This is a genomic window from Streptomyces venezuelae, assembly GCF_008642315.1.
In the GTDB taxonomy this organism is placed as follows: domain Bacteria; phylum Actinomycetota; class Actinomycetes; order Streptomycetales; family Streptomycetaceae; genus Streptomyces; species Streptomyces venezuelae_D.
In genome coordinates this window covers 1,513,596-1,539,644 of the sequence record NZ_CP029192.1, presented here as the reverse complement: position 1 = coordinate 1,539,644, position 26,049 = coordinate 1,513,596, and the positions used below count along the sequence as shown (strand labels likewise).

Below are 26,049 nucleotides of genomic sequence, written 5' to 3'. Positions count from 1 at the left end.
CCGCCGTACGCGTCATCAGCATGCCCTTGGCCGGGTCGCGCGAGCCTGAGAACGAGCCCGAGGAACAGGCCGTCACGAGCGACCCGGTCGTCGAAAACGACCTGGAGAGTCGCGTGTCTTCTTCTCTTTCCAGCAGCACCGCCACCACCACCGCCGCCGAGCTGTCGACCGAACGCCTCACCCTGCGGGCCTGGACGGCCGACGAGGTCGCCGACGTCCTCGCGGGCCGGCGCCCCACGCACTGGGCGCAGGACTTCCCCGCCGACGGCGACCGCGTCATCGCGAGCGTCATCGCCCAGCAGATCGCCGACGGGCCGCAGGACCCCGGAGCGCACGGCCACCGGCTGATCGTCGAACGGGACGGCGGTACCGTCGTCGGCTCTCTCAGCCTGCTGTGGCCGCCGAGCGAGGGCTCGGTCGAGTTCGGCTACGGAGTCGTGCCCTCGCGCCGCGGCCGCGGCTACGCCCCCGAAGCCGTACGGGCCCTCGTCGCACACGCCCTGACCTCACCCGAGGTCACCGTCGTGTACGCCGAGGTGGAACTCGGCAACGAGGCCTCCGTCCGCGTCCTGGAGAAGGCGGGCCTGCACCGCTGGAGCAGCGACGGGACGACGGCCCTGTACCGCACGGACGCGCCGGAAGCGGCACCGTCCCCGGAGTAGCGGACCCCGGGCCCGGCGGCGGCACGGACCGCCGCCGGGCCCCTTCCACCCGATCCGCTGTCGGGCGCCACCGCCGCGCGATGGATGATCGGAAGCATGCTCGTCGAGTCCCTGTCCGTCGCAGCCCTGGCCGTCGTCCTCGTCTGCGCCGTCGTCCGCCCCTTCCGCTGGCCCGAGGCCGCCTTCGCCGTGCCCGCCGCCGGTGTCGTGATCCTGGCCGGGGCCATCCCCCTTGACGACGTACGGGAGGAGGCCGCCCGGCTCGGACCCGTCATCGGATTCCTCGCGGGCGTCCTCGTGCTCGCCAAGCTCTGCGCCGACGAAGGGCTCTTCCACGCCTGCGGCGGCTGGATGGCACGCCGTGCCGCCGGACGGCCCACCACCCTGCTCGGCGCCGTATTCGCCCTGGCCTCGGTGATCACCGCGACCCTGAGCCTGGACGCCACCGTGGTCCTCCTGACACCGGTCGTCTTCGCCACGGCCGCCCGCATGGGCGCCCGCCCCGCCCCGCACGTCTACGCGAGCGCCCACCTGTCCAACACCGCGTCGCTCCTGCTGCCCGTCTCCAACCTGACGAACCTGCTCGCCTTCACCGCGACCGGGCTGAGCTTCACGCGCTTCGCGCTGCTCATGACGCTGCCCTGGCTGGTCGCCATCGCGGTCGAGTACGCCGTCTTCCGACGCTTCTTCGCCGCCGACCTCGCCGCACCCGCCGAGGGCACCGAGCCCGCACGACCGCCGCGGATGCCGAAGTTCGCCCTGGTGACCGTCGCGGCCACCCTCGCCGGCTTCGCCGTCGCCTCCGCGCTCGGCATCGAACCGGCCTGGTCGGCCGCGGCCGGTGCGGCCGTCCTCGCGGTCCGGGCCCTGCTGCGCCGTCGTACGACACCCGTGGCGATCCTGCGCTCGGCCTCGCTGCCGTTCCTGGCCTTCGTCCTCGCCCTCGGCATCGTCGTCAGGGCCGTCGTGGACAACGGCCTCGGCGACGCCCTCGGCCGGGTCCTGCCCGACGGCACCGCGCTGCCCGCGCTGCTCGGCACCGCCGCCGTCGCCGCGCTGCTCGCCAACCTGATCAACAACCTGCCCGCCGTCCTCGCCCTGGTCCCGCTGGCCGCCCCCGCCGGACCCGGAGCCGTGCTCGCCGTGCTCATCGGCGTGAACATCGGACCCAACCTCACCTACGCCGGGTCGCTCGCCACGCTCCTCTGGCGCCGCATCGCCCACCAGCACGAACACGACGTGAGCCTCGGTCGGTTCACCCGCCTCGGACTCCTCACCACCCCCGCCGCCCTGGTCCTGTCCACGCTCGCGCTGTGGGTCTCCCTGCGGGTCCTGCCCGGCTGAGCGCGCCCCTTGCCGGGGACCCGATTTGGGAGGCCGGTGCACCGGGTGGTTGGCTTTCCGCGAAGCCCCCGAGTCACAACTGCTGGAGGAAGTGCAATGGCGCAGGTCGAGGCGGTCACCGAGCGGATCATCACGGCGCAGCCGGACGATGTCTTCGACGCGCTGGCCGACTACAACGGCACGCGGGAGAAGCTCCTTTCGGAGCACTTCAGCGAGTACGAGGTGCGCGAGGGCGGCGACGGAGAAGGCACCCTCGTCCAGTGGAAGCTGCAGGCCACCAGCAAGCGCATCCGCGACTGCCTCCTGGAGGTCAGCGAGCCCACCGACGGCGAGCTGGTCGAGAAGGACCGCAACTCCTCCATGGTCACGACCTGGACGGTGACCCCGGCGGGCGAGGGCAAGTCCCGCGTGGTCGTCACCACCGTGTGGAACGGCGCGGGCGGCATCGGCGGCTTCTTCGAGAAGACCTTCGCGCCCAAGGGCCTCGGGCGCATCTACGACACCGTGCTCGCCAACCTCGCCGCCGAGGTGGAGAAGTAGTTCCCACGACGGGCGGGCGGCCAACTCCCGCCTAGGCCATCAGGGTTGTTGTCACGCTCACCGTTTCGAGTGGTTTTCTGTTCGGCTCCGTTGTACGCCGTAGGGCTCCGACCGGCGCATACGCCCGCGAGGCCCCACACGACGCCGACTCGTCGCGCTTGCTCCCAGTTGTCGCGTAATGCGAGAAATGGGCGGCGCAAGCGCGACGAGGGGAGCAGTACGTGGGCGGGACGACGCTGGTGCAGGTCGCCGAGCAGGACGAACGGCAGCACGAGGTGGCCGGCACGGCCCCGGCGCCGGACGGCCGGGCGAACGGCCGGAGGGACGGCCGAACAGAATTCGGGGCGGGCGGTCCGGGCTCCGGAGAGGCGTCACCCGCGCCCCCCGACCCATCACCCGCGCCCCACGCCCCCGCGGCCGAGCACCTCAGCCCCGGCCGCGTCCGGATGGTGTTCGTCGGGCTGATGCTCGCGCTGCTCCTCGCCGCGCTGGAGCAGATGATCGTCGCCACCGCGCTCCCGAAGATCGTCGGTGAGCTGCACGGCCTCGACAAGATGTCCTGGGCGATCACCGCCTACCTGCTCACCTCCACCATCGGCCTGCCCATCTACGGCAAGCTCGGCGACCTCTTCGGGCGCAAGGGCGTCTTCCAGTTCGCGATCGTCATCTTCATCATCGGCTCGGCGCTCGCCGGCTGGTCGCGGACGATGGAGCAGCTGATCGCCTTCCGCGCGGTCCAGGGCGTCGGCGCGGGCGGCCTCATGATCGGCGTCCAGGCGATCATCGCGGACATCGTGCCGCCCCGGCAGCGCGGCCGCTACATGGGCCTGATCGGCGCCGCGTTCGGCCTCGCGTCGGTCGCGGGCCCCCTGCTAGGCGGCTTCTTCACCGACCACGCCTCCTGGCGCTGGTGCTTCTACTTCAACGTGCCCTTCGGGCTGGTCACCCTCCTCGTCGTCTCGCTGGTCCTGAAGCTGCCGAGGCCCACCGCGAAGGCCCGGATCGACGTCCTGGGGGCGCTGCTGCTCGCCGCCGCCTCCACCTGCCTCGTCCTGCTGACCAGTTGGGGCGGGACCGAGTACGCGTGGGGCGACCGTGTGATCCTCGGGCTCGGCGCCGGTGCGGTCGTGGCGAGCGTGCTCTTCCTCGTCGCCGAGAAGTTCGCGGCAGAACCGATCATTCCGCTGCGCCTGTTCCGTGATCCGGTCTTCAACATCACCAGTCTTGTAGGCATGGTCATCGGAATCGCCCTCTTCGGAGCGGCCAGTTACCTGCCGACCTTCCTGCAGATGGTGGACGGCGCGAGCGCCACCGAGTCCGGCCTCCTCATGCTGCCGATGATGGGCGGCATCGTCGGGGCGTCGATCATCTCCGGGCAGCTCATCAGCCACACCGGCCGCTACAAGATCTACCCGATCGTCGGCGGGGTCCTCTCCGTCATCGGCATGTGGCTGCTCTCGCGCCTCGAAGTGGACACGTCCCGCCTGGAGTACAGCATCTGGATGGCGGTGCTCGGCGCGGGCATCGGCCTGGTCATGCCGGTCCTCGTGCTCGCCGTGCAGAACGCGGTCCGCCCCACCGACCTCGGCACCGCCACCAGCGCCAACAACTACTTCCGGCAGATCGGCGGCAGCGTGGGCGCCGCGATCTTCGGCACGCTCTTCGCGGACCGCCTCGCCGACGCCCTCGCCGACCGGCTCCCCGCCGCCTCCGGTGCGGCCCTGCCCGACGCCGAGTCCATCACCCCGCAGCTCGTCCACACGCTGCCCGCGCCGCTGCGCGACGGCTACATCCAGGCCTACGCGGACGCGATGCCGCGGATCTTCCTCTACTTGGTGCCGGTGCTCGTCCTCGGCATGCTGCTCGCCTTCTTCCTCAAGGAGACCCCCCTGTTGTCCAGCGCCACTTCCACCAACGCACCCGCCGCCGACGCCGCGACCGCCGGGGCCGTCCCGCAGGCCCGCACGGCGACGTACACCGCAGGGGTCCCGGTCTGCGGCACCGTGCAGCACCCCGACGGCACCGTGGTGCCGCGCGCGGCCCTCACCCTCATCGACGTGGCGGGACAGCAGATCGGGCGCGGCGCGAGCGGCGAGGACGGGCGGTACGCCCTCGCGACGCCGGGCGCCGGTTCGTTCGTACTGATCGCCGCGGCCGGCGGGCACCAGCCGCAGGCCGTCACCGTCACCGTCGGGGAGCGGCCCGTCGAGCTCGACGTGGTCCTCGGCGGGGCGGGCCGCCTCGCCGGGACCGTGGTGACCGCCGACGGGACGCCCGTCAGGGACGCCGCCGTCACCCTCACCGACGTCCGCGGTGAGGTCGTCGCCACCACCCGCAGCGGGCGCGAGGGCAGTTACGTCATCACGGAGCTGGTGGCCGGCGAGTACACCCTGGCCGCGAGCGCCCCCGCGTTCCGCCCCGCCGCGCTCCCCGTCACCGTGCAGGCCTCGCGCGAGACGCGGCAGGACGTCGAGCTCGCGGGCGGCGCCGTGCTGCGCGGCACCGTCCGCGCCGGCGGCGGACGGCCCGTCGAGGACGCGCGGGTGACCCTGCTCGACGCGGCGGGGAACGTCGTCGACACCCTGACCACCCAGGCGGACGGCACCTTCCGCTTCGTCGACCTGTCGTCGGGCGAGTACACCGTGATCGCGGCGGGTTACCCGCCGGTCGCCACCGTCCTCCAGGTCGCGGGCGGCGGCCGCACGGAGCGGGACCTGCAGCTCGGTCACGAGGACTGAGGCGTTGTGGCGGCGGGGCGCGGCGACGGGCACCGGCGGGGCGCCCCATGGGGGCGTGCGCCGGTGCCCTGGCGGTCCGGGCCAATTCCCGCAATGCCCCGCACGGCAACCTGCGACCGCCGTACGGTGGTTGGTGGCGGCTCAGATCTTGCGCTGCCGCGGGAAGGAGCATGAGCCATGGAGCAAGGCACTCCGGGCGAGCCGCCGACGCAGAGTGCCGCGTCCGGCCGCATCCCACTCGCCGTGGTCGTCGTGGACGGAGCCGGACTCGTCTCGCACTGGAGCATCGGTGCCCGCCGCCTCTTCGGGTACGAGAAGGAGGAGGCCGTCGGCCGTCCGGTGGGCGACCTGCTCCCGGTGCACGGCGCCATCCCCGAGGACCGCGAGTCCTACGGAGCGTTCGACGGGCTCGGACCCGACCTGGAGACCTCCCTCGACCGGCGCATCTCCTACCCGGCCGCCGGGCGCGCGCGGCTCACCGGATCGAGGAGCGGTGGCGACTGCCGCGTCGACGTGCTCTGGTGGGCGTACCCGCTGATCGGGCCGGGACCCGAGCGGCTCCTCGTGCTCGCGGCGGACGCCGCGCGTCTGGCGGCGGCCGACGAGCCCGGGAGCGGCCCGGACGGAGACACGGAACGGAACGCGCGGAGCGAGCGGGACGTGCGGGTCGAGCGCATCGCGCCCGGCTTCGCCCTGCACACGGACTTCCCCGGCGCGGACGAGCTCGCCGGCCGCCTCCCCGAGATCCTGCCGAGCATGAGCGTGGGGGAGAGCGCCCGCATCGTCGCCCAGGTGCTCGAACTCGGCTATCCCGTCCTGGAGTTCAGCCACCACGACCGGGTGCCGGTCACCCCGGACTGGGGCGTCGCCCGCCGGGCCGAACGCAAGGAGCGCAGGCAGCGCGCCGCGCAGGCCGCCGCCCGAGGGCTCCCGGTGGCCCCCGACGCCGTCGACGACGAGGGCGAGGACCTCGAGTACGCGGCCGTGCGCGAGCACCTCGAATTCCTCAACGAGGTGAGCGGGCGGATCGGCTCGTCGCTCGACCTGTCACGGACCATCCTGGAGGTCAGCAGGGCGGTCGTGCCGCGCTTCACCGACGTCGCGGGCACCTATCTGCGCGAGCAGGTCGTCGCCGGTGAGGGCTTTCCCGAGGGGCCGCCGGACGAGACCACGATGTGGCACCGGGTCGCGGTGGAGCACACCGACGAGCCGGGCCGCTGGGACGACGTGGTGCCGGTCGGCGAGTCCATGCCGTTCCCCGCCCACACGCCGTTCTTCCAGTGCATGACGTCCGGCGACCCGGTGCTCGTGCCCCGCATCTCAGAGGAGATGGGCAATGCCATCGCCTCGCAGTTCGAGAAGCGGGACATCCGGCCGCTGATCAACCACCGCTCGATGCTCGTCGTCCCGCTCAAGGCGCGCAACGTGGTGCTCGGCTTCATGATCCTGCTGCGCCACCGGGAGCGGCCGGTCTTCAACGACATGGACCGCGTCACCGGCGCCGAACTGGCCGCCCGCGCGGGCCTCGTGCTCGACAACGCCCGCATGTACACGTACCAGGAGAGCGTCGCCGACACCCTGCAGGACAGCATGCTGCCGCACATCCAGCCCCGGATGCCCGGCTGCGACATCGCCACCCGCTACCTCCCCGGCACGCTCCTCGGCCGGGTCGGCGGCGACTGGTTCGACTCGGTGAAGCTGCCCGGCTCCAGAACCGCCCTCGTCGTCGGCGACGTGATGGGCCATGGCCTCAACTCGGCCGCGATGATGGGCCAGTTGCGCACGGCCGTGCAGACCATGGCCGCCCTCGACCTGCCACCCGAGCAGCTCCTGCGCAACCTCGACGACCTCGCCCAGCGCCTCGGCGAGCACTACCTGGCGACCTGCCTGTACGCGGTCTACGACCCGATCGCGAGCGAGCTGTACCTCGCCAACGCCGGACACATCCCGCCCGTCCTGGTGCGCGCCGCGGACGGCCGCAGCGAGCTCCTCGACCTGCCCACCGGGGCACCCATCGGCGTCGGCGGTGTGCCCTTCGAGTCGGTCACGATGCGCGTGGCGCCCGGCGACCGGCTGCTGATGTGCACGGACGGCCTGGTCGAGGTCCGCGGCGAGGACATCGGCGTCGGCCTCGCCACGCTCACCGAGTCCGCCGCGCACCCCGCCGCCTCCATGGACGACGCCTGCGACACCATCATCCGTGCCCTCAACACGCGCGGCGGCCGCAAGGACGACGTGGCGCTCCTGATGGCGCGGCTCAACGGAATCCCGGCCGAGAACGTCGCGCACTGGCGGCTCGCCGTCGACCCCGCGGAGGTGGGCAGGGCCCGCGACATGGTCCGCGCCCAGCTGCGCGGCTGGTCCCTGGAAGGGCTGGGCGACACCGCCGAGCTGGTCGTCAGCGAGCTCGTCACCAACGTCGTGCGCCACTCCCGCAGCAGCCGGATCGACCTGCGCATGGTCCGCTCCGGGGTCCTGGTGTGCGAGGTCGAGGACGAGGACCAGACCCTGCCGACGCTGCTCAGCGCGGGCCCGACGGACGAGTTCGGGCGTGGCCTGCGTGTCGTGAGCGGTCTCGCGAAGGAGTGGGGGACCAGTCGCACGCGGGCGGGCAAGACGGTCTGGTGTGAACTGGCGCTGCCGCGACGGTAGGGCCTGTGCCGGCGGCTCCCCTCGCGTCGGCGCATCGAATGCACGGTGAAGGAACGCGCGGGCGCTTGTCCGTGCGACCGGAGCGCGGTAGACCGATCTTGTCGTCGGCTTCGGCGGCTTCGTCGCACCCCGGGGAGCACGGACATGAGCGTCACGAGTCGGTACAGGGCGGCGTGGGAAGGGTTCTGGCGGGAGGCCCCCGACGAGCCGGGGGCGGTCTTCTGGGACGCCGAGCCCATCCTCACCGCCGGCCTCCATCTCGCGCTCTTCGAACCGCACATGACCGCCGTCGGTCTTCCTGTCGTCGACCTCGGCTGCGGCAACGGCACCCAGACGCGGTTCCTCGCCGACCGTTTCCCGCGCGTGCTCGGCGTCGACCTGTCGGCCGCCGCCCTCGAACACGCCCGGCGCGCTGACCCCGCCGACCAGGTCGACTTCCGGGAGCTCGACGCCGTCGAGAAGAGCGAGGCGGAGCAGCTCCACGCGGAGATAGGCGACGCGAACATCTACATGCGGGGCGTACTCCACCAGTGCGACCCCGCCGACCGGCAGCCCCTGCTCGACAGCATCGCCACGCTGCTCGGCGAGCGCGGCCGCGCCTTCGTCGTGGAGCCCTCGGAGGCGGCGCGGCCCGTCCTGATGGGCCTGGCGCAGGGGCCCGCGGGGCCGCCGCCCAAGCTGGCGCCGATCTTCGCGCACGGTCTCGCGCCCGCCGAGGTCGAGGACGCGTCGGTGGGCTCGTACGTCGAGGCGGCCGGGCTCGTGGTGCTGGCCTCCGGTGAACTCCCGCTCACCACGACCGAGTTCACGTCCGACGGCACGCGCATCGAGCTGCCGTCGAGGTGGCTGGTGATCGGGGCCGGGCACTGACTTGTTAGGCAAGTCGCTGCTTGCATATGCTCTGGTCATGGATGAGGATGTCTTCAAGGCGCTGGCCGACCCCACCCGCAGGCGCATCCTCGACGGGCTCGTGGAGAGGGACGGCCAGACCTTGTTCGAGATCTGCTCGCGGCTGCTGACCGGGCCCGGACCGGCGCTGTCGCGTCAGGCGGTCAGCCAGCACCTGGCCGTGCTGGAATCGGCGGGTCTGGTCCACGCGCGGCGCCAGGGGCGCTACAAGTACCACGACCTCGACACGGCCCCCCTCGAACGCGTCATGACCAGATGGATCGGTCCCGAGACAACGGAGAGCACCCCATGAGGATCAACCTGACCAGCGTATTCGTCGACGATCAGCTCAAGGCCCTGGCCTTCTACACCGACGTACTGGGCTTCCGGCAGAAGAACAAGGTCGCGGTCGGCGAGGACTGGTGGCTGACCGTGGTCTCGCCCGAGGACCCCGAAGGGACGGAGCTCCTCCTCGAGCCCGACGGGCACCCGGCGGTGAAGCCGTACAAGGCGGCGCTGGTCGAGGACGGCATCCCGGCCGCCGCCTTCGCCGTGGACGACGTCGCCGCGGAGTTCGAGCGGCTGCGCGGGCTCGGCGTGTACTTCACCCAGGAGCCGCTCCAGATGGACGACGTCACCGTCGCGGTCCTCGACGACACCTGCGGAAACCTGATCCAGATCATGCACACGGCCTGACGGCTCGGCTGATCGTTTGGGGGAGTGCGTCGCGGGCACTACGAAGGGCTGTGCGCGACCATCAGAGGGCGAGCGCGACAAAACGGACCCCCGAGCGCGAGGTAGTCATGAGCGACCAGAACATGGCGGACGACGCCTACCAGCCCACCGGCGACAACGAGGAGCAGGCGGACGCGGCGCCGCTTGACCTGCAGGACGCGCTGGACGAGCGCACGTACGACGACATGCTCGACGAGGGCTACTCGCCGCCGGAGAAGCCGCTCGGCGTGACCAGGACGGGCACGACGGCTGCGGAGCAGCACGAGGGCGAGTCGCTCGACGAGCGGCTGCGGCAGGAAGTCCCCGACGAGGAGGTGCCCGACGCGGAGCGTCCGGGCCGCGACGGCATCGGGGACCTGCCGGACGGCGAGGGCGAGCCCATGGACCCGGAGGCCGGACAGGACCGCGCGGGCCGTCTGGTGGCCCCCGACGAGGGCGCCCACACCGACGTCGACAAGCAGGTCTTCGCCCGCGACGAGGGCATCGACGGCGGCGCGGCCGGCGCCGAGGAAGCCGCGGTCCACATCGTCTCCGACGAGGACCTGCCGTCGGCGCGGGACGACCGGGACTGAACACGGCCGACGGGCCCTTCCGCGCCGCCGGACTCCGGGTGACGGCGTCCGCGCCGGGTACCCGGCGGGCGCTCCCCGGTGTCCCGGCGCTCGCGGGCAGGCGGCACGCGGCGCTCTGTCCGAAGCTGGACGGAGGGCGACGCGTGATCCGTTCCACGAGCAGGAGGGCCTCCATGACCGTCCCCACCCCATCCGGTCCCGGCGTGGCCGTCGTCACCGGCGCGGACTCCGGCATCGGCCGGGCCACGGCCGTCCGGCTCGCCGCCGCCGGGATGGACGTAGGGATCACCTGGCACAGCGACGAGGACGGTGCGCAGCGGACCGCCGAGGAGGTGGGCCGGCACGGACGGCGCGCCGCCGTCGCCCGAATGGACCTGACCCGGCTGCCCGCTGCCGCGGACGTCGTCGACGACCTCGCCGAGCGCCGACCCCAGGCCGGTTCGCATCTGCGGAGCGACGAGTGGCGCCGTCCCTGAGACCGACCCGCGGGCCCGGGCCGCAACCGGCCCGTGTCGAACCCGGCGGCCCGGGTACCGGAGCTGCCTGGAGCAGGGATCGTCGGACATCGCCGACTCGCACGATCCGCACGTTCCGTGCGGGTGCGGACGCCGGTGTCCGGAAACGGAGCAGCAGGTGACGCCGAACGCAGAAGACCTCACCCGACAGGGCACCGCCCCCGACGCGCAGGGCGCGCAGGCACCGTACGCGGGCGGCTCCCCGCACCGCGACCTGCCCGCGGCGCACCACGACCTGCCCGCGGACGATCTCCCGCCGGACCTCAATCAGGCCATCCTGGAGGCCGCCAAACAGGTCGGTGCCCTCCTCAAGAGAGGCGGGCACGACTTCGCCCTCGCCGGCAGCGTCGCCGTGTACGCGCACGGCGGGACCGGCAACCTCCAGCACGACGCCGACTTCTGCGTCAGGCCCGAGAACGCCGAAGCGGTCGCGGCGACCCTGGAGGAGGCCGGCCTGACGGTGTACGCGCCGCCCGAGGACTGGCTGCTCAAGGCCAAGTGCCTCGGCCAGGACATCGACCTCATCTTCGTCCTGGGCGGCGAGCCGGTCACCTCGGAGCTGCTCGGCCGTGCCGTGCAGCTGCCGGTGGACTCCGTGCAGATGCCGGTCCTCGCCCCCACGGACCTCGTACGGGCACTGCTCGCCGCCTTCTCCGAGCACCACTGCGACTTCGGCGCCGTGCTGCCGATCGCCCGGCTGCTGCGCGAGAGGGTCGACTGGGAGTCGCTGCGCGACGCGTTCGGTGACGCACCGATGCCGGCGGCCTTCCTCTACCTGCTCGAACGTCTGGAAGTCATCGCACCGCGAGGAGGAGACGGATGAACGACCCGGCCCACGTCGAGTACCGCATCGCCCATCTGAAGGAGCGGCTCGCCGCGGAGGAACTGGGCGAGCTCGGCATCCGCGTCGAGCCCCGCGGATCGTCCGTGGCGGTCGTCGGAACCGTGCCCACCACCCACTGCCGCGACGAGCTGCTGCGCACCGTGAACGAGGAACTGGACGGCGAGACGGTCCACTTCGACGTCGTGGTCGCCGAATCCGCGGCCCCGGACCACCCGGAGGAACTGGCATGATCCGCATCGCAGCCGTGGGGGACATCCACATGGGCCTCGACAGCCAGGGCGTGCTCCGGCCCGCTTTCGAGACACTGCCCGACTGCGCGGACCTGCTGCTGCTGGCCGGGGACCTCACCCGCCACGGCACGCCGGAGGAGGCTGAGGTGGTCGCGCGGGAGGTGACCGGTCTGCCCGTGCCCGTCGTCGCCGTGCTCGGCAACCACGACCACCACGACGAACAGCCCGAAGCGGTCACCGCTGTCCTGCGCGAGGCGGGCGTCCGGGTCCTCGAAGGGGAGGGCACGGTCGTCGAGGTCGACGGGGCGCGTGTGGGCATCGCGGGCACCAAGGGGTTCGGCGGCGGCTTCGTCGGCCGCAGCGGCAGCGAGTTCGGGGAGCCCCTGATGAAGGAGTTCATCCGCTACACCCGCCGCTGCGCGGACGGTCTGCGCGCCTCCCTCGAAGACCTCGCCGAGCAGGGATGCGGTACGAGAGTGGCGCTGACGCACTTCGCGCCCGTGCCGGACACCCTCGCGGGGGAGCCCCTGGAGATCTACCCGTTCCTCGGCAGCTATCTGCTCGCGGAGGCGGTCGACGCGGCGGGTGCGGACCTGGCCGTCCACGGCCACGCACACGCGGGCACCGAACACGGCATGACCACCGGCGGCGTTCCGGTCCGCAACGTCGCCCAGCCCGTCATCCGCAAGGCGTTCGGCGTGTACCACCTGAAAAACCGCCACCCGGCCCGGGCGTAACCGGACTTCCTTACGGGCGTTCCCTCACAGGGGCCATAGGGAGTAGTCGCCGAATACGGAACGTGGCTGTGTTCCGGAGCCGGTACGCCTGACGAAGGTCGGCACCGTGAGTGGGCTGTGCGGTGCGCACCGAGGAGCCAAGGCGTCATGAGCCGAGAAAGAAGATCGCCGAAACCTTCGTCGAACTCGCCGGCACCCTCGTCGCGGACTTCGATGTCATCGACTTCCTGCGGCAGCTGACCGCTCGCTGCCGCGACATCTTCGCGGTCGCCGACGTCGCCGTCCTGCTGGCCTTCCCGGGACCGGAGCTGTACAGCCCCGCCCCGTGCGACCCCAGCCCCACCCTGGCCGCGGTCCTCGAACTCGCTCTCGGCGAAGGCCCGGCCCTGGAGGCCTACCGCACCGCGAGCACCGTCAGCCCCGGCAACCTCGCCACCGCCCCCGCGGAGTGGCAGGACTGCACCGCCCTGGCCCGCGAGGCCGGTCACACGTACGCGAGTGCCGTCCCCATGCGGCTGCGCGAGGACACGCTCGGCAGCATGCTGCTCCTGCGCGCCACCGACAGCCCGCTGCCCGCCGACGACCTCGTCATGGCCCAGGCGTTCGCCGACGCGGCCACCATCGGCCTGCCGCGTCGCCCGCATCCTCAGCGGCGAGTCGAGCCCGGGGAGGCCACTGGTCTAGACGGAGCTCACCGGTGAGTTCGGGGTCTCCAAGACGCCCGTGCGCGAGGCCCTCAGGGGGAGCGAGCGAGGGGGTGCCCGCTCTCACCCCCCGGGGGGGAGGAGGATGTCCGTCGGCCGTCGTTCGCTACGGCAGGCCGTGCACCTTCGGGCCGACCGCGTTCGACCACGCGTTGCCCGCCGTGGCGTCCCAGTTCGTCGACCACGTCATGGCGCCGCGCAGGGCCGGGTACGTCTTCGACGGCTTGAACGAGCCGCAGCCGGTGCCTCGGGTGAGGCAGTCGAGGGCGTTGTTCACGATCGTCGGGGAGACGTATCCGCTGCCCGCGCCGCGCGGTGACGCCGGGACGCCGATCCCGACCTGCGACGCGTCGAGGCCGCCCTCCAGCTGGATGCAGGCGAGCGCGGTCAGGAAGTCCACGCTGCCCTGGCTGTAGACCTTGCCGTCGCAGCCGAGCATCGAACCGCTGTTGTAGTACTGCATGTTGACGACGGTGAGGATGTCCTTCACGTTCAGCGCCGTCTGGAAGTAGCCGCCGGACGTGGACTGCATGTCGATGGTCTGCGGCGCCATCGTCAGGACCATCTTCGGGCCCGCCTTCGCCGAGAGCTGGCGCAGGGCCTTCGACATGTAGGTGGGGTTGAGGCCGTTCTCCAGGTCGATGTCGACGCCGCTGAAGCCGTACTCCTGCATCAGCGCGTACGCGCTGTTCGCGAAGGCGGTCGCGGAGGCGTCGCTGTTGACGGAGATGGTGCCCTTCTCGCCGCCGACCGAGAGGATCACGGACTTGCCCGCGGCCTTCTTCGCCGCGATGTCCGCCTTGAAGTCGGCGGTGGAGGCGTAGCCGACGGCGGGGTCCAGGTTGAAGGTGATCTGGCCCGGTGTGCTGGTGGCGTCGGCGAAGGAGACGGCGATGATGTCGTACTCCGAGGACACCTCGCGCAGCTTCTGCACGGTCGCGCCGTTGTTGAAGTTCTGCCAGTAGCCGGTCACCGCGTGCTTGGGCACCGTGCCGCCGTCCCCGCCGCCGCCCTTGGTGGTCCGCGCGGTCACGGCCGTCGACTTGGCCGACTCACCGGCCGCGTTGGACGCGCTCACCTGGAAGCTGTACGTCGTCTCGGGGGTGAGGCCGGTGACGGTGGTGGAGGCGCCGCTGACCGAGGCGACCTTCGTGCCGTCCCGGTAGACGGTGTAGCCGGTGGCCGTGGACACCGGGGACCAGGACAGGTCGACCGACGTGGACGTCGTCGTGCCCGCCGCGAGACCGGCCGGCACGGCCGGTATCTCGACCGGGTCGGTGCCGCCGCCCCCGTCGGGCCCGAAGACGCTCACATCGTCGACGTAGTACGCGCTCTGCCCGTACCAGCCGTGCGTGTACACGGTGACCGACGTGGTGTTCGCGCCGGTGGTGAAGCTGGTGGAGAGCTGCTGCCAGGACGAGGTGCCCGGCGTCCACGTCGACACGTCGGTGGTGCCGGTGCCGCGGGCGCCCAGGTAGGCATAGCCGCCCTGCACCCAACTGCTCAGCTTGTACGTCGAGTTGGGCTTCACCTTGACGATCTGGGAGCACTCGGCGTGGTTCTGGCCCGAGGGGGTGGCCTTCAGCGCCTTGGTGCCGCCGTGCACGGGTGACGTGACGGCGGCACCGCTGTTGGCGGCGCAGGTCCAGTTGCTCAGGTCCGACTCGAACCCGGCGTTCTTGGCGACGTTGACGTCCGCCGCCGCGGCGCCGGCCCGTGTGGCGTCCGCCGACTGCGCGGGCGCGGCGAGTGCGGTGACGGCGAGTGCGCTCGCCGCACCGACGGCGATCACCGCGCCGAGTCTCCGGCGAAAGCCGGGTCTGCCCTGACGTACACGGTCCACGGGGTGCCTCCAGGAAGAGGTGAGGAGCGGATGTGAACGACGGTGGCCACCGCTGCTGTGCGCATCGTTGGTCCAGACCAATCGGGTTGTCAAGATGTCAGGAGAGGGGAACCTGCTGGAGAGCCCCTGCCGGGGGCGGAGGTCAGCGGCCGACCTTGCGCTTGTTCCAGACGTCGAAACCGACCGCCGCGAGCAGCACCAGACCCTTGATGACCTGCTGGTAGTCCGTGCCGATGTTGACCAGCGACATGCCCTGGTTGAGCACGCCGAGGACCAGACCGCCGATCACGGCGCCCATCACCGTGCCCACACCGCCGCTCATCGACGCGCCGCCGATGAACGAGGCCGCGATCGCCTCCAGTTCGAAGTTCAGCCCCGCCTGCGGGGTGCCCGCGTTCAGGCGTGCCGCGTAGACACAGCCCGCGAGCGCCGCCAGCACGCCCATGTTGACGAAGATCAGGAAGGTGACGCGCTTGTCCTTGACGCCGGACAGCTTCGCCGCCGCCTTGTTGCCGCCCAGCGCGTACACGTGCCGGCCGATCACCGCGTTGCGCATCACGTAGCCGAGACCGATCAGCAGACCGCACATGATGAGCAGCACCACGGGCACACCGCGGAAGCTCGCGAGGGTCAGGGTGCAGGCGACGACGGCCGCGGTGATCGCCACCAGCTTGGCCACCCACAGGCTCGTCGGCGTCACGTCCAGGTCGTACGTCAGCTGCTGCTTGCGGCTGCGCCACTCCCGGAAGACCACGAACACGATCGTCGCGAAGCCGATCACCAGCGTCGGGTTGTGGTACTGCGTGTACGGGCCCATCTCCGGGATGAACCCCTTGGCGATGTTCTGGAAGCCGTCGGGGAACGGCGAGAGCGACTGGCCCTCCAGGACGATCTGGGTCAGACCGCGGAACAGCAGCATGCCTGCGAGCGTCACGATGAACGACGGGATGCCGACGTACGCGATGAAGAAGCCCTGCCAGGCACCCGCGACCGCGCCGATCAGCAGCGACAGGACGAGCGCCAGCACCCACGGCATGTCGTGCTTGACCATCATCACCGCCGACATGGCGCCGACGAAGGCGACCAGCGAGCCGACGGACAGGTCGATGTGGCCCGCGATGATGACGATCATCATGCCGATGGCCAGGATCAGGATGTACCCGTTCTGCTGGATCAGGTTGGAGACGTTGCTCGGAAGGAGCAGGACGCCGTCCGACCAGATCTGGAAGAGGACGACGATGAACGCCAGGGCGATGAGCATGCCGTACTGGCGCATGTGGGAGCGGACGCTCCGCAGCAGCAGCTCGCCGACGGAGGGCCGGGCGGGTGGCGCGGACGTCGTGTCGCGCGCGGGCTTGGTCGTGGTCGTCATGGCGGAGGCCTCAGCTTCTGTTCTTGGTCATGTGGCGCATCAGGAGTTCCTGGGTGGCGTCCGCGCGGTCGACCTCACCGGTCAGCCGGCCCTCGGCCATCGTGTAGATCCGGTCGCACATCCCGAGCAGCTCGGGCAGCTCGGAGGAGATGAAGAGCACCGCCTTGCCGGCCGCGGCGAGCCGGTCGATGACGGTGTAGATCTCGTACTTCGCGCCGACGTCGATGCCGCGCGTCGGCTCGTCGAGGATCAGCACCTCAGGGTCGGCGTGGATCCACTTGCTGAGCACGACCTTCTGCTGGTTGCCGCCGGACAGCCGCCCCACCTGCTCGAACACGGTGGGTGCCTTGATGTTCATCGACTTCCGGTAGCGCTCGGCGACGGAACGCTCGTGGTGGCCGTCCACGAAGCCGTCCCTGCGCCGCATGCCGGGCAGCGAGGCCAGGGAGATGTTGCGGTTGATGTCGTCGATGAGGTTCAGGCCGTACTGCTTGCGGTCCTCCGTGACGTACGCGATGCCGGCCTCGACCGCGGCGGGCACCGTCTTCGTCACGACCCCGCGGCCCCCGACCGACACCGTCCCGCCGACGTACTGGCCGTAGGAGCGCCCGAAGACGGACATCGCGAGCTCCGTGCGGCCCGCGCCCATCAGCCCCGCGATGCCGACGATCTCGCCGCGCCGCACGGTCAGCGACACGTCGTCGACGACCTTGCGCTGATGGTCTACCGGGTGCCGCACCGTCCAGTTGTCGACGGACAGGGCGAGCGTGCCCGCGTCCTCGCCCTCGTAGGGCGTGCGGTCGGGGAAGCGGTGGTCGAGGTCCCGGCCGACCATGCCGCGGATGATGCGGTCCTCCGACAACCGCGGTTCGCTGTCGGGGCGTTCGCGGACCGTGAGGGTCTCGATGGTCCGTCCGTCGCGCAGGATCGTCACCGAGTCCGCGACGGCCCGGATCTCGTTCAGCTTGTGGGAGATGATGATGCAGGCGATGCCCTGCTCGCGCAGTTCCACGATGAGGTCGAGGAGCTTCGCGCTGTCCTCGTCGTTGAGCGCGGCCGTCGGCTCGTCCAGGATCAGCAGCCTCACCTCCTTGGACAGCGCCTTCGCGATCTCCACCAGCTGCTGCTTGCCCACGCCGATGTCGGCGACCGGCGTCTGCGGCTTCTCGTCGAGACCCACCCGCTTCAGCAGCGCGCTCGCCCTGCGCAGCGTGCCGTGCCAGTCGATGAACCCGCGGCCGCCCTGCTCGTTGCCGAGGAAGATGTTCTCGGCGATGGACAGCTGGGGGACGAGCGCGAGCTCCTGGTGGATGATGACGATGCCGCGCCGCTCGCTGGCCCGGATGTCCTTGAAGGCCGTCCGCTCGCCCTCGAAGTGGATCTCGCCGTCGTAACTGCCGTGCGCGTGGACGCCGCTGAGGACCTTCATCAGCGTCGACTTGCCCGCGCCGTTCTCGCCGCAGATCGCGTGGATCTCCCCGGCCCGCACGGTCAGATTCACGTCGGAGAGCGCCTTGACGCCGGGGAACGTCTTGGTGATCCCGCGCATCTCCAGGACCGGGCGGCTCACCTGAGCTGTCCCGCAGTGAAGTACCCCTCGTCGACGAGCAGTTGCGTATTGCTCTTGTCGACGCTGACCGGGTCGAGCAGATAGGACGGCACGGTCTTCTTGCCGTTGTGATAGCCCGTGGTGTTGTTGACCTCGGGCTTCCTGTCGTGCAGGACGGCGTCGCCCATGGCCACGGTCTGCGCGGCCAGCTTGCGGGTGTCCTTGAACACCGTCTGCGTCTGCTCGCCCCGGATGATGGACTTCACCGACGCGAGCTCCGCGTCCTGACCGGTGATCACCGGCAGCGGCCGGCTCTTCGAGCCGTACCCCGCGCTCTTCAGCGCCGAGATGATCCCGAGCGAGATCCCGTCGTACGGCGAGAGGACCGCGTCCACCTTGGCCGAGCCGTAGTTCTTGCTGATCAGGTCGTCCATGCGCTTCTGCGCGGTGCCGCCGTCCCAGCGCAGGGTGGTGGCCTGGTTCATCTTCGTCTGCTTGCTGCGGACGGTGAGTCTGCCGTTCTCGAAGTACGGCCGCAGCACCTTCATGGCGCCGCTCCAGAAGTACTTGGTGTTGTTGTCGTCCGGCGACCCCGCGAACAGCTCGATGTTGTACGAGTCGCCGGACTTGTCCTGTGGCTTCCCCAGCTTCAGCTTGTCGACGATGTACTGCGCCTCCAGGCGGCCGACGCGCTCGTTGTCGAACGACGCGTAGTAGTCGACGTTCTCGGTGCCGAGGATGAGCCGGTCGTACGAGATCACGGGGATGCCCGCGTCGTGCGCCCGGCCGAGGACGTCGGTCAGCGCGGAACCGTCGATCGCGGCGACCACCAGGAGACTCCGCCCCTTGGTGATCATGTTCTCCAACTGGGCGACCTGGTTCTCGACCTTGTCGTCGCCGTACTGCAGATCGGTCTCGTAACCGGCCTTCCGGAACTGCTTCGCCATGTTCTCGCCGTCGGCTATCCACCGCTCGGAGGACTTGGTCGGCATGGCGAGGCCGATGGTGGCGCCCTTGCCGGCGTCCGGCTTGTACCGGCTGCCGCCCTTGGCCTCCTGGCCGCACGCGGTGAGCGTGCCGAGCAGGACGGCGGTGGTCACCGCGGCGGCGAGGCGGGTGCGTCTGCGGATGGTCACGGGTCAGCTCCCTTCGGGGAAGCGGTTCAGGTCGCCGGGCAGTCGGGAGCCGAGCGGCGACATGCCGGTGTCGGCACCGTGCCGGGCGAGGAGGTCAAGGGCGAGCCGGCCGCGGCGCACGCGCTCACGGGCGGTGTCGAGGGTGATGTCGCGCAGGTGGGCGCCGTAGGGATAGATGCCGGGCGCCTTCGCGAGCCCGAACTTCAGATACAGGGGAGCGCCGCGCCGGATCAGCTCACCGATCTCGTACATGCGGACGTAGCCGCCGAGGTCGTCCGGCGCCTCGACGTACAGGTCCATCGGAGCGGCCGACACCCGCCGGATCTCGGTGAGGTGAGCGGGCGTCAGATCACTCGGCACGTTCAGCGAGTCCGCGCCGAGCCGCTCGTACACGGCGTACGAGGCCGGATTGACCGGCCCGATCAGCGCCGACACCTTCAGCGTCGTGCCGCCCGGAATGATCCCGGCGGACCTGGCCCGGTGCAGCGTCCACAGCACGCCCTCATCAGCGACGAGCAGACACTTCACGCCCAACTCCGTGGCGCGCACGGCGTCTTCGACGCACCCGGCGACGGCATCGCGACCCCGGGCGCGCAGCCCGGCACCGTGCGAGTCGGTGCGCACGGAGGCCCCGGTGTCCCAGGTGCCGCGGGGCCCGGTGAACAGGCAGAGCTCGATGTCGCGCTCGGCGGCCGTCTCCACCATCTCGGTGATCTCGGCGTCGGACAGCATCCAGACGCCGCTGCCCTGACTGATCCGGTGGATCGGCACGTCGAGCCGCGCGGACTCCTTGAGCACGACGCCGAGCGCTTCCGGCCCCTCGACCGAGGGGATCTCGACCCGCCAGGTACCGCCGTCGGGGAAGGCGTGGGGTGACGTGTCGGCGGGATCGGGGGAGGGGGCGGCAAGCCCGAGGGTGCTGAGGGCGGGTTCGCCGGGTTGGCGGGGGAGGGGGGAGGGCTCGGTCACGGGTGTCCTTTGCAGGGTCATTGTGTTCGGCATATCGAACGAGGTTCGGGTCGTGTGGTGTACGCAGGTGCGGCTGTGTATGACGGGGGCGCCGCGGTGTCGTGCCCAGGGGCGCGGGGAACTGCGCGATCAGCCACACACAGCCCGCACCCGAACGGCTCAGGGCAGCAACAAGACCTTCCCGGTCTTGGGATCACCGCCCCCGACGAGGGCAACCGCCTCCCCGAACCGCTCCAACGGAAACTCATGCGTGATGAGAGGAGCCGGGTCGATCACCCCAAGGCCGAACGCCCGCACCGCATCCGCCCAAGCCGAGGATGACGCCCCGAAAACGGACCGCACCTCCAACTGACTCAAGGACAGATGCACCGGATCGATCCCCACGGCCCCCTCAGTGAACATCCCCGTGAGCACGACCCGCCCGCCCCTGCGCGCAAGCAGACAGGACGACGCGGCCGTGGTCGCCGCCCCCGCCGTCTCGACGACGAGGTCGAAGGAGCCGTACGCCGACGCCGCCTCGTCGGGTGACAGGGCCCGAGACCCCCCGAAGCCCAGCGCCAGCGCCCCGCGGGCCTCGCGCGGATCGACGACGGCCAGCTCGGCGGGGCTGCTCGCCGCGAGCAGCTGCACGGCGAGCAGCCCGAGCGTCCCCGCCCCCACCACCGCGACCCGCTCCCCGGGCCGCGCCCGCCCCGCCCGCACGGCCGCCACGATCACGGCGGCCGGTTCGAGCAGGGCCGCCGCCCGAAGGTCGGCGTCGTCGCGCAACGGATGCAGCAGCCGCGCGGGCACCACGACGTGGTCGGCGAAGGCGCCGGGCTCGGTGAAGCCGGTCTCCGCGTACCCGCCCGTGCACAGGCTCGTCTCGCCGCACCGGCAGCGCTCGCAGACGCCGCACGCCCGGAAGCCCTCGGCGACGGTCCTGCGGCCGACGAGCGCGGGGTCGGCGCCGGGGCCCGCGGCCACCACGGTGCCCGACCACTCGTGGCCCGGGATCACCGGGTAGCGGACGAATGCGGCGTCGCGGTGTCCGTCGTACACCTCGCGGTCGCTCATGCAGATCCCGGCGGCGGCGACCTCGACGAGGACCTCGCCGGGGCCGGGCTCGGGGCGCGGTCCGGTGGTGAGGCGGTGGCTGCCGGGGCGGTCGACGACGATCGCGCGGGACGTCATGCGCCGGCCCCGCCGGGCGCCCGCTTCTCCCAGCCCTCGGCCCACAGGTCGAACCGCGCCTGCTGCTGCGGGAACTCGGCGGCCGCGTCGACGTCCAGCTCGACGCCGAGGCCCGGTTCGTGCGACAGCTCGAAGCAGCCGGTCTCCGGGTCGACCCGCGGGGCGCCCTTGACGACCTTCTTGATGTCGGCGTCCGCGAAGTCGTTGAAGTGTTCCAGGACCTTGAAGTTCGGTGCGGTGAAACCGACTTGGAGGGACGCGGCGGTCAGCACGGGGCCGCCGACGTTGTGCGGGGCGACCAGCATGTAGTGCGTCTCGGCCGTGGCGGCGAGCTTGCGGGTCTCCCAGATGCCGCCGATGTGGCCGACGTCGGGCTGGAGGATGTCCGCGGCCTGGCTCTCGAACAGTTCGCGGAACTCGATCCGGTCGTGGATGCGCTCACCGGTCGCGATCGGCATGTCGACCTTCGCGGCGACCTTCTCCAGGGCCTTCAGGTTCTCCGGCGGCACCGGCTCCTCCAGCCACGCGGGACGGAACGGCGCGAGGTCGCGGGCGAGCCGGATCGCCGTGGCGGGCGAGAACCGGCCGTGCATCTCCAGCATCAGTTCCGCGTCGGGTCCGATCGCGTCGCGGACGGCCTCGATCAACGACACGGCGTACAGGCTCTGTTCGTGGTCCAGTTCGTAGTGCCCGGTCCCGAACGGGTCGATCTTCAGGGCGCGGTAGCCGCGCTCCATGACGCCCTGCGCCGCCTTGTGGTACGCCTCCGGGGTGCGCTCCGTGGTGTACCAGCCGTTCGCGTACGCCTTGACGCGGTCGGTGACCTTCCCGCCGAGCAGCTGCCACACCGGGACGCCGAGGGCCTTGCCCTTGATGTCCCAGCAGGCCATCTCGACGACGGCGATGCCCGACATGACGATCTCACCCGCCCGGCCGTAGTCGCCGTACTTCATCCGGCGCACGACATCCTCGACCGCGAACGGGTCGGACCCCTCGATGTGGTTCGCCGCCGCCTCGCGGAGGTAGCCGATGAGCGCGTCGGTGTGGCCGAGCATGCGGGTCTCGCCGACACCGGTCAGGCCCTCGTCGGTGTGGACCCGGACGTAGGTGAGATTCCGCCAGGGCGTTCCGACGACATGCGTGCTGATTCCCGTGATGCGCAAGGCAGTTGCCCCTTGACTTGTTCGGTATTTCGTCACACGTTCGAAATGTTGGCGTGACGGTATTCAGGGCGGCCTGAAGGTGTCAATGGGTCGCACGCAACCGCTCGGGCGGGGCCCCGGGCGAGCGGGCCGACGGCCATTGCGCGGCGAACTGCGCCGTGCCTAACCTGTGTTCGTCATACCGATCAGCGACCGAGGTTTCGGACGCGCAGGGTGGGAGGCCGAACTCATGGGACGACTGGTGCCCGCGGTGACCAGGTCGCTGGACATACTCGAACTGTTCCTGGAGGGCGACGGCACGTTCTCCGCGCCCGAGGTCACCCGCAGACTTCAGCTGCCGCGCACCACCGTGCACGAGCTCCTGACCACCCTGGCCGCCCGCTCGTATCTCGTCCAGATCCCCGACCAGCCGGGACGCTACCGCCTCGGCGTGCGCACCTACCAGCTCGGCAGCCGGTACGCCGAACAGCTCGACCTCGCCGCCGAGGGCAGGCAGGTGGCCCAGCAGGTCGCCGAGACCTGCGACGAGACCGTCCATGTGGCCATCCTGGAGGACACCGACGTCATCTACATCGCCAAGGTCGACTCCACGCACGCCGTGCGCATGGTCTCCGCGGCGGGCCGCCGCCTCCCCGCGCACTGCACCTCGGTCGGCAAGATGCTGCTCGCCTCCCTGCCGCGGGAGGAGCTCGAAGGCCGCGTCCGGGGAGGGGAGTTCACCGCCATGACCCCGGACAGCATCACCGACCCGGACGAGCTCCTCGCCGCGCTCGCCGACGTCCGCGAGCGGGGCGTCGCGGTCGAGCACCGCGAGTCCAACCCGGACGTCAGCTGCGTGGCCGCGCCGGTGCGCGACAGCGCGGGGCGGGTCGTCGCGGCCCTCTCCATCTCCGTGCCGGTGATCCGCTGGTCCGAGGAGCGGGAGCGCGAACTGGCCGATCTGGCGGCCAAGGGCGCGGGCGACCTGTCGGCCAGGCTAGGCCACCGGGGCGCGTGGTGAGCCGCGTGTTCGACGTCGCCGTGCGCGCGGAGGCATCGCTCGGCGAAGGCCCCACCTGGGACGCGGCGACCGGCCGCCTCATCTGGGTCGACATCCTCGGCTCCCGCGTCCACACGTACGCCCCCGGCGACGGCCGTCGTACGGTCATGGCCACCGAACAGCACGTGGGCGCGGCCAAGCCCCGCGCGGGCGGCGGCCTCGTCGTCAACCTCCGCGACGGCATCGGGCTCTACGGTCCGGGCGGCACGCCCTTCACCTGGCTGGTGCGCGATCCCGTGCCGGGCCGCCGCGGGAACGACGCGGCCGTCGCGCCCGACGGCGCGCTCTGGGCGGGCACGATGCGCTACGACGAGGCACCGGGCGGCGGCGGACTCACCCGGATCGCCCCCAACGGCACGGCCACCGACGTCGCCGACGACGTGGCCGTCAGCAACGGCACGGGCTGGAGCCCCGACGGGCGGCTCATGTACTACGTGGACAGCCCGACGCGCCGCGTCGACGTACTGGACGTCGACGGCCGACACGTCCTGAACCGACGGCCGTTCGCGCGCATCGAGGAACGGGCGGGCTTCCCCGACGGGCTCGCCGTCGACGCCGAGGGCTGCGTGTGGGTGGCGCTCTGGGACGGCGCGGCCGTCCGCCGCTACACGCCGGACGGCCGCCTCGACCGGACCGTCGATCTCCCCGTGCGCCGCCCCACGGCCTGCGCCTTCGGCGGCCCGGACCTGCGCGACCTGTACATCACGACGGCCCGCACCGGCCTCGACCGCCCGCACCCGCTCTCGGGTTCGGTGCTGGTCGTGCCGGACGCGGGCCGGGGCCTGCCGGGAACGGCCTTCGCGGGCTGAGATCAGACCGGGCTCAGCCCTCCAGACCCCTGAGGTACTCGCCGAACTTCTCCAGACCGTCGATGTTCCGCGGCCCGCTGATGCCTTCGTTGTAGTCGAGGACGAAGAAGTTGTTCTTCTTGACGGCGGGCAGCTCCCTCGTGTGCGGGGACTTCTTCAGGAACTCGATCTTCTTCTTCGCGGGCTGGTCGCCGTAGTCGAAGATGATGACGACCTCTGGCTCGGCCTTGGTCACGGCCTCCCAGTTGACCTGCGTCCAGCGTTCGTCGAGGGCGTCGAAGATGTTCCTGCCGCCCGCGCTCCTGATGATGTCGTTCGGAGGCACCTGGCTGCCGGCCGTGAACGGCTGGTCGGTGCCGGAGTCGTAGAGGAAGACGGGGACCCGCTTGCCGTCCGCCGCCTTCGGGGCCCTCGCCTCGACGGCCGCCACCCGCTTCTTCAGATCGCCGACGACCCGGTCCGCCTTCTCCTCGACCCGGAAGATCTTCCCGAGGCGTTCCAGGTCGCTGTAGAGCGCCTTGAACGGGGTGACCTTCTGGGGGTGGCCGGGGTAGTTGAAGCAGCTCTCCGTGTGCATGAAGCTCTGGATGCCGAGCTTGTCCAGGATCTTCGGGGTGATGCCGCGCTGGTCGCTGAAGCCGGAGTTCCAGCCCGCGACCACGAAGTCGGACTTGGCCTCGACGACCAGCTCCTTGTTGAGCAGATCGTCGCTGAGCATCTTGACCTTGGCGTACTCCGACGCCCAGGGCGACTCGTCGACCGGCGGGTTGGCGGGCGGCATCACGTAACCGTAAACGTGGTCGGTCAGGCCGAGGCTGAACAATTTGTCGGCGCTCCCGCCCTCGTACGCGACCGCACGCCGAGGGACCTTGTACGGGACGGGCTCGCCGCAGCGCTTGACGACGGTCTTCTTCCCGGCCGTCCCGGCGCCGTCGGACGAGTCGAGGTCGGCGCCGCAGCCGCTCAGGGCGAGTGTGGCCGTGAGCGCGGAGGCCAGGGCGAGGGATCTGGTGGGACGCATGAGGTGTCGATGCCTTTCGAGGTGACGTTTCAAAGGAAGCTCAGAGCGAGGGGTGCAGCGCGTACAGGAGCTGGGGGTCGCCCGTCAGCGGATGCGGGACGACCGTGGCCTTCACCCCGAACACGTCGGCCACCAGGGACTCGGTGAGCACCTCATCGGGGGTTCCGGACGTCACCAGGCGTCCCTGCGAGAGCACCCCGATGCGGTCGCAGGCGGCCGCCGCGAGGTTCAGGTCGTGCAGCACGACGAGGACGGTGGGACCGGCGCCGCGCAGATGGGAGAGGACCTCGATCTGATGGCGTACGTCGAGGTGGTTGGTCGGTTCGTCGAGTACCAGGACGCGGGGTTCCTGGACGAGGGCGCGGGCGAGCAGCACGCGCTGACGCTCGCCGCCCGACAGGGTGAGGATGCCGCGCCCGGCGAGGTGGGCGACGTCCAGCCGTTCCATCGCCCGGGCGCACAGCTCCCGTTCGCGGGCGGTGAGCGCCTGGTTGCCGCGCTGGTGCGGGGCGCGTCCGAGCGCGACGACCTCCGCGACCGTGAAGTCCAGGTCGACGGCGCCGTCCTGCGTCATGGCGGCCACGAGCTGCGCGCCGCGCCGCATGGTGAGCCCGGCCATGTCGTCACCGCCCACGAGGACGGCGCCCGAGGTCGGGCGCAGCGCCCGGTACACGCAGCGCAGCGCGGTCGACTTCCCGCTGCCGTTGGGGCCGACCAGGCCGACGATCTCGCCGTCCCCCACGTCGAGGGAGAGGTCGTGGACGAGGCGCTCGCCGTCGATGGTCACGCAGAGCCCGTCGATGCGCAGCTCCAT

The 26,049-nt window shown here is 71.2% G+C and carries 24 protein-coding genes and 1 pseudogene; 16 read left to right on the top strand and 9 right to left on the bottom strand.

Annotated features, from left to right (window positions below):
- The first annotated feature begins 113 nt into the window (after positions 1 to 113).
- From DEJ48_RS06395 to DEJ48_RS06330, 14 genes and pseudogenes are all read left to right on the top strand, one after another.
- The gene (locus DEJ48_RS06395) at positions 114 to 662 is read left to right on the top strand and encodes a GNAT family N-acetyltransferase (protein ID WP_223831933.1); all 549 of its coding nucleotides are present in this window, start codon (positions 114 to 116) and stop codon (positions 660 to 662) included.
- Positions 663 to 758: 96 nt separating this feature from the next.
- Positions 759 to 2,006, top strand: coding sequence for an arsenic transporter (locus DEJ48_RS06390; RefSeq protein ID WP_150215237.1), 1,248 nt, complete (start codon positions 759 to 761; stop codon positions 2,004 to 2,006).
- Between the two features lie 96 nt (positions 2,007 to 2,102).
- On the top strand, positions 2,103 to 2,546 hold the full coding sequence (locus DEJ48_RS06385; protein WP_150215236.1) for an SRPBCC family protein: 444 nt from the start codon (positions 2,103 to 2,105) through the stop codon (positions 2,544 to 2,546).
- Between the two features lie 221 nt (positions 2,547 to 2,767).
- Entirely contained in the window at positions 2,768 to 5,284 is a 2,517-nt protein-coding gene (locus DEJ48_RS06380; protein ID WP_223831932.1) for an MFS transporter, read from the top strand.
- Between the two features lie 177 nt (positions 5,285 to 5,461).
- Complete coding sequence (locus DEJ48_RS06375; protein ID WP_150215235.1) at positions 5,462 to 7,936, top strand: SpoIIE family protein phosphatase; 2,475 nt, start codon at positions 5,462 to 5,464, stop codon at positions 7,934 to 7,936.
- A 144-nt stretch (positions 7,937 to 8,080) separates the two neighbouring features.
- A complete protein-coding gene (locus tag DEJ48_RS06370; protein WP_150215234.1) occupies positions 8,081 to 8,806 on the top strand; it encodes a class I SAM-dependent methyltransferase in 726 nt (241 codons plus the stop codon).
- A 37-nt stretch (positions 8,807 to 8,843) separates the two neighbouring features.
- On the top strand, positions 8,844 to 9,137 hold the full coding sequence (locus tag DEJ48_RS06365; protein WP_150215233.1) for an ArsR/SmtB family transcription factor: 294 nt from the start codon (positions 8,844 to 8,846) through the stop codon (positions 9,135 to 9,137).
- Positions 9,134 to 9,520, top strand: coding sequence for a VOC family protein (locus DEJ48_RS06360; RefSeq protein ID WP_150215232.1), 387 nt, complete (start codon positions 9,134 to 9,136; stop codon positions 9,518 to 9,520). The genes DEJ48_RS06365 and DEJ48_RS06360 overlap by 4 nt, the downstream gene beginning before the upstream one ends.
- Before the next feature lie 107 nt (positions 9,521 to 9,627).
- The gene (locus DEJ48_RS06355; RefSeq protein WP_150215231.1) at positions 9,628 to 10,131 is read left to right on the top strand and encodes a DUF5709 domain-containing protein; all 504 of its coding nucleotides are present in this window, start codon (positions 9,628 to 9,630) and stop codon (positions 10,129 to 10,131) included.
- 173 nt (positions 10,132 to 10,304) lie between these two features.
- Positions 10,305 to 10,556, top strand: a pseudogene (locus tag DEJ48_RS06350) (SDR family NAD(P)-dependent oxidoreductase); the annotation flags it as partial.
- Between the two features lie 304 nt (positions 10,557 to 10,860).
- The gene (locus DEJ48_RS06345; RefSeq protein ID WP_223832437.1) at positions 10,861 to 11,469 is read left to right on the top strand and encodes a hypothetical protein; all 609 of its coding nucleotides are present in this window, start codon (positions 10,861 to 10,863) and stop codon (positions 11,467 to 11,469) included.
- Positions 11,466 to 11,720: a hypothetical protein gene (locus DEJ48_RS06340; protein WP_150174055.1), complete on the top strand. Its 255-nt coding sequence runs from the start codon at positions 11,466 to 11,468 to the stop codon at positions 11,718 to 11,720. Before DEJ48_RS06345 ends, DEJ48_RS06340 begins: the two co-directional genes overlap by 4 nt.
- Entirely contained in the window at positions 11,717 to 12,457 is a 741-nt protein-coding gene (locus DEJ48_RS06335; protein WP_150215229.1) for a metallophosphoesterase, read from the top strand. Before DEJ48_RS06340 ends, DEJ48_RS06335 begins: the two co-directional genes overlap by 4 nt.
- A 122-nt stretch (positions 12,458 to 12,579) precedes the next feature.
- On the top strand, positions 12,580 to 13,158 hold the full coding sequence (locus DEJ48_RS06330) for a GAF domain-containing protein (RefSeq protein WP_150215228.1): 579 nt from the start codon (positions 12,580 to 12,582) through the stop codon (positions 13,156 to 13,158).
- 109 nt (positions 13,159 to 13,267) lie between these two features.
- Here DEJ48_RS06330 and DEJ48_RS06325 read toward each other — a convergent pair whose 3' ends face one another.
- The 7 genes from DEJ48_RS06325 to DEJ48_RS06295 form a co-directional block, all read right to left on the bottom strand.
- Positions 13,268 to 15,004 carry a chitinase gene (locus DEJ48_RS06325; RefSeq protein ID WP_223831931.1) on the bottom strand — a complete coding sequence of 579 codons (1,737 nt, stop codon included), beginning with the start codon at positions 15,002 to 15,004 and terminating at the stop codon, positions 13,268 to 13,270.
- A gap of 142 nt (positions 15,005 to 15,146) precedes the next feature.
- The gene (gene mmsB, locus DEJ48_RS06320; protein WP_223831930.1) at positions 15,147 to 16,376 is read right to left on the bottom strand and encodes a multiple monosaccharide ABC transporter permease; all 1,230 of its coding nucleotides are present in this window, start codon (positions 16,374 to 16,376) and stop codon (positions 15,147 to 15,149) included.
- Positions 16,377 to 16,386: 10 nt separating this feature from the next.
- The gene (gene mmsA / locus DEJ48_RS06315; RefSeq protein WP_190537234.1) at positions 16,387 to 17,946 is read right to left on the bottom strand and encodes a multiple monosaccharide ABC transporter ATP-binding protein; all 1,560 of its coding nucleotides are present in this window, start codon (positions 17,944 to 17,946) and stop codon (positions 16,387 to 16,389) included.
- Positions 17,943 to 19,061 carry a multiple monosaccharide ABC transporter substrate-binding protein gene (gene chvE, locus DEJ48_RS06310; RefSeq protein ID WP_150215227.1) on the bottom strand — a complete coding sequence of 373 codons (1,119 nt, stop codon included), beginning with the start codon at positions 19,059 to 19,061 and terminating at the stop codon, positions 17,943 to 17,945. The genes mmsA and chvE overlap by 4 nt, the downstream gene beginning before the upstream one ends.
- Positions 19,062 to 19,064: 3 nt before the next feature.
- On the bottom strand, positions 19,065 to 20,051 hold the full coding sequence (locus tag DEJ48_RS06305; protein ID WP_150215226.1) for a hypothetical protein: 987 nt from the start codon (positions 20,049 to 20,051) through the stop codon (positions 19,065 to 19,067).
- A gap of 138 nt (positions 20,052 to 20,189) precedes the next feature.
- Positions 20,190 to 21,203, bottom strand: a complete 1,014-nt coding sequence (locus tag DEJ48_RS06300) for a zinc-dependent alcohol dehydrogenase (RefSeq protein ID WP_150215225.1) — start codon at positions 21,201 to 21,203, stop codon at positions 20,190 to 20,192.
- The gene (locus DEJ48_RS06295) at positions 21,200 to 22,366 is read right to left on the bottom strand and encodes a mandelate racemase/muconate lactonizing enzyme family protein (RefSeq protein ID WP_150215224.1); all 1,167 of its coding nucleotides are present in this window, start codon (positions 22,364 to 22,366) and stop codon (positions 21,200 to 21,202) included. The genes DEJ48_RS06300 and DEJ48_RS06295 overlap by 4 nt, the downstream gene beginning before the upstream one ends.
- Positions 22,367 to 22,595: 229 nt before the next feature.
- Between DEJ48_RS06295 and DEJ48_RS06290 the strand changes: the two genes are divergently transcribed.
- Both DEJ48_RS06290 and DEJ48_RS06285 read left to right on the top strand, forming a co-directional pair.
- Positions 22,596 to 23,366: an IclR family transcriptional regulator gene (locus tag DEJ48_RS06290; protein ID WP_150215223.1), complete on the top strand. Its 771-nt coding sequence runs from the start codon at positions 22,596 to 22,598 to the stop codon at positions 23,364 to 23,366.
- On the top strand, positions 23,363 to 24,214 hold the full coding sequence (locus DEJ48_RS06285; RefSeq protein WP_150215222.1) for an SMP-30/gluconolactonase/LRE family protein: 852 nt from the start codon (positions 23,363 to 23,365) through the stop codon (positions 24,212 to 24,214). The genes DEJ48_RS06290 and DEJ48_RS06285 overlap by 4 nt, the downstream gene beginning before the upstream one ends.
- Before the next feature lie 13 nt (positions 24,215 to 24,227).
- Here the strand turns inward: DEJ48_RS06285 and DEJ48_RS06280 are convergent, their stop codons facing one another.
- Both DEJ48_RS06280 and DEJ48_RS06275 read right to left on the bottom strand, forming a co-directional pair.
- Entirely contained in the window at positions 24,228 to 25,235 is a 1,008-nt protein-coding gene (locus tag DEJ48_RS06280) for an ABC transporter substrate-binding protein (protein WP_150215221.1), read from the bottom strand.
- Between the two features lie 40 nt (positions 25,236 to 25,275).
- Positions 25,276 to 26,049: an ABC transporter ATP-binding protein gene (locus DEJ48_RS06275; RefSeq protein WP_150215220.1), complete on the bottom strand. Its 774-nt coding sequence runs from the start codon at positions 26,047 to 26,049 to the stop codon at positions 25,276 to 25,278.

Excerpts from the sequence above, each read along its gene's own strand:
- mmsB (WP_223831930.1), bottom strand. The coding sequence starts at position 16,376 with ATGACGACCACGACCAAGCCCGCGCGCGACACGACGTCCGCGCCACCC.
- DEJ48_RS06385 (WP_150215236.1), top strand. The coding sequence starts at position 2,103 with ATGGCGCAGGTCGAGGCGGTCACCGAGCGGATCATCACGGCGCAGCCG.
- DEJ48_RS06275 (WP_150215220.1), bottom strand. The coding sequence starts at position 26,049 with ATGGAGCTGCGCATCGACGGGCTCTGCGTGACCATCGACGGCGAGCGC.
- DEJ48_RS06340 (WP_150174055.1), top strand. The coding sequence starts at position 11,466 with ATGAACGACCCGGCCCACGTCGAGTACCGCATCGCCCATCTGAAGGAG.
- DEJ48_RS06375 (WP_150215235.1), top strand. The coding sequence starts at position 5,462 with ATGGAGCAAGGCACTCCGGGCGAGCCGCCGACGCAGAGTGCCGCGTCC.
- DEJ48_RS06355 (WP_150215231.1), top strand. The coding sequence starts at position 9,628 with ATGAGCGACCAGAACATGGCGGACGACGCCTACCAGCCCACCGGCGAC.
- DEJ48_RS06280 (WP_150215221.1), bottom strand. The coding sequence starts at position 25,235 with ATGCGTCCCACCAGATCCCTCGCCCTGGCCTCCGCGCTCACGGCCACA.
- DEJ48_RS06390 (WP_150215237.1), top strand. The coding sequence starts at position 759 with ATGCTCGTCGAGTCCCTGTCCGTCGCAGCCCTGGCCGTCGTCCTCGTC.
- DEJ48_RS06305 (WP_150215226.1), bottom strand. The coding sequence starts at position 20,051 with ATGACCCTGCAAAGGACACCCGTGACCGAGCCCTCCCCCCTCCCCCGC.
- DEJ48_RS06300 (WP_150215225.1), bottom strand. The coding sequence starts at position 21,203 with ATGACGTCCCGCGCGATCGTCGTCGACCGCCCCGGCAGCCACCGCCTC.
- DEJ48_RS06360 (WP_150215232.1), top strand. The coding sequence starts at position 9,134 with ATGAGGATCAACCTGACCAGCGTATTCGTCGACGATCAGCTCAAGGCC.
- DEJ48_RS06290 (WP_150215223.1), top strand. The coding sequence starts at position 22,596 with ATGGGACGACTGGTGCCCGCGGTGACCAGGTCGCTGGACATACTCGAA.
- DEJ48_RS06365 (WP_150215233.1), top strand. The coding sequence starts at position 8,844 with ATGGATGAGGATGTCTTCAAGGCGCTGGCCGACCCCACCCGCAGGCGC.
- DEJ48_RS06370 (WP_150215234.1), top strand. The coding sequence starts at position 8,081 with ATGAGCGTCACGAGTCGGTACAGGGCGGCGTGGGAAGGGTTCTGGCGG.
- DEJ48_RS06335 (WP_150215229.1), top strand. The coding sequence starts at position 11,717 with ATGATCCGCATCGCAGCCGTGGGGGACATCCACATGGGCCTCGACAGC.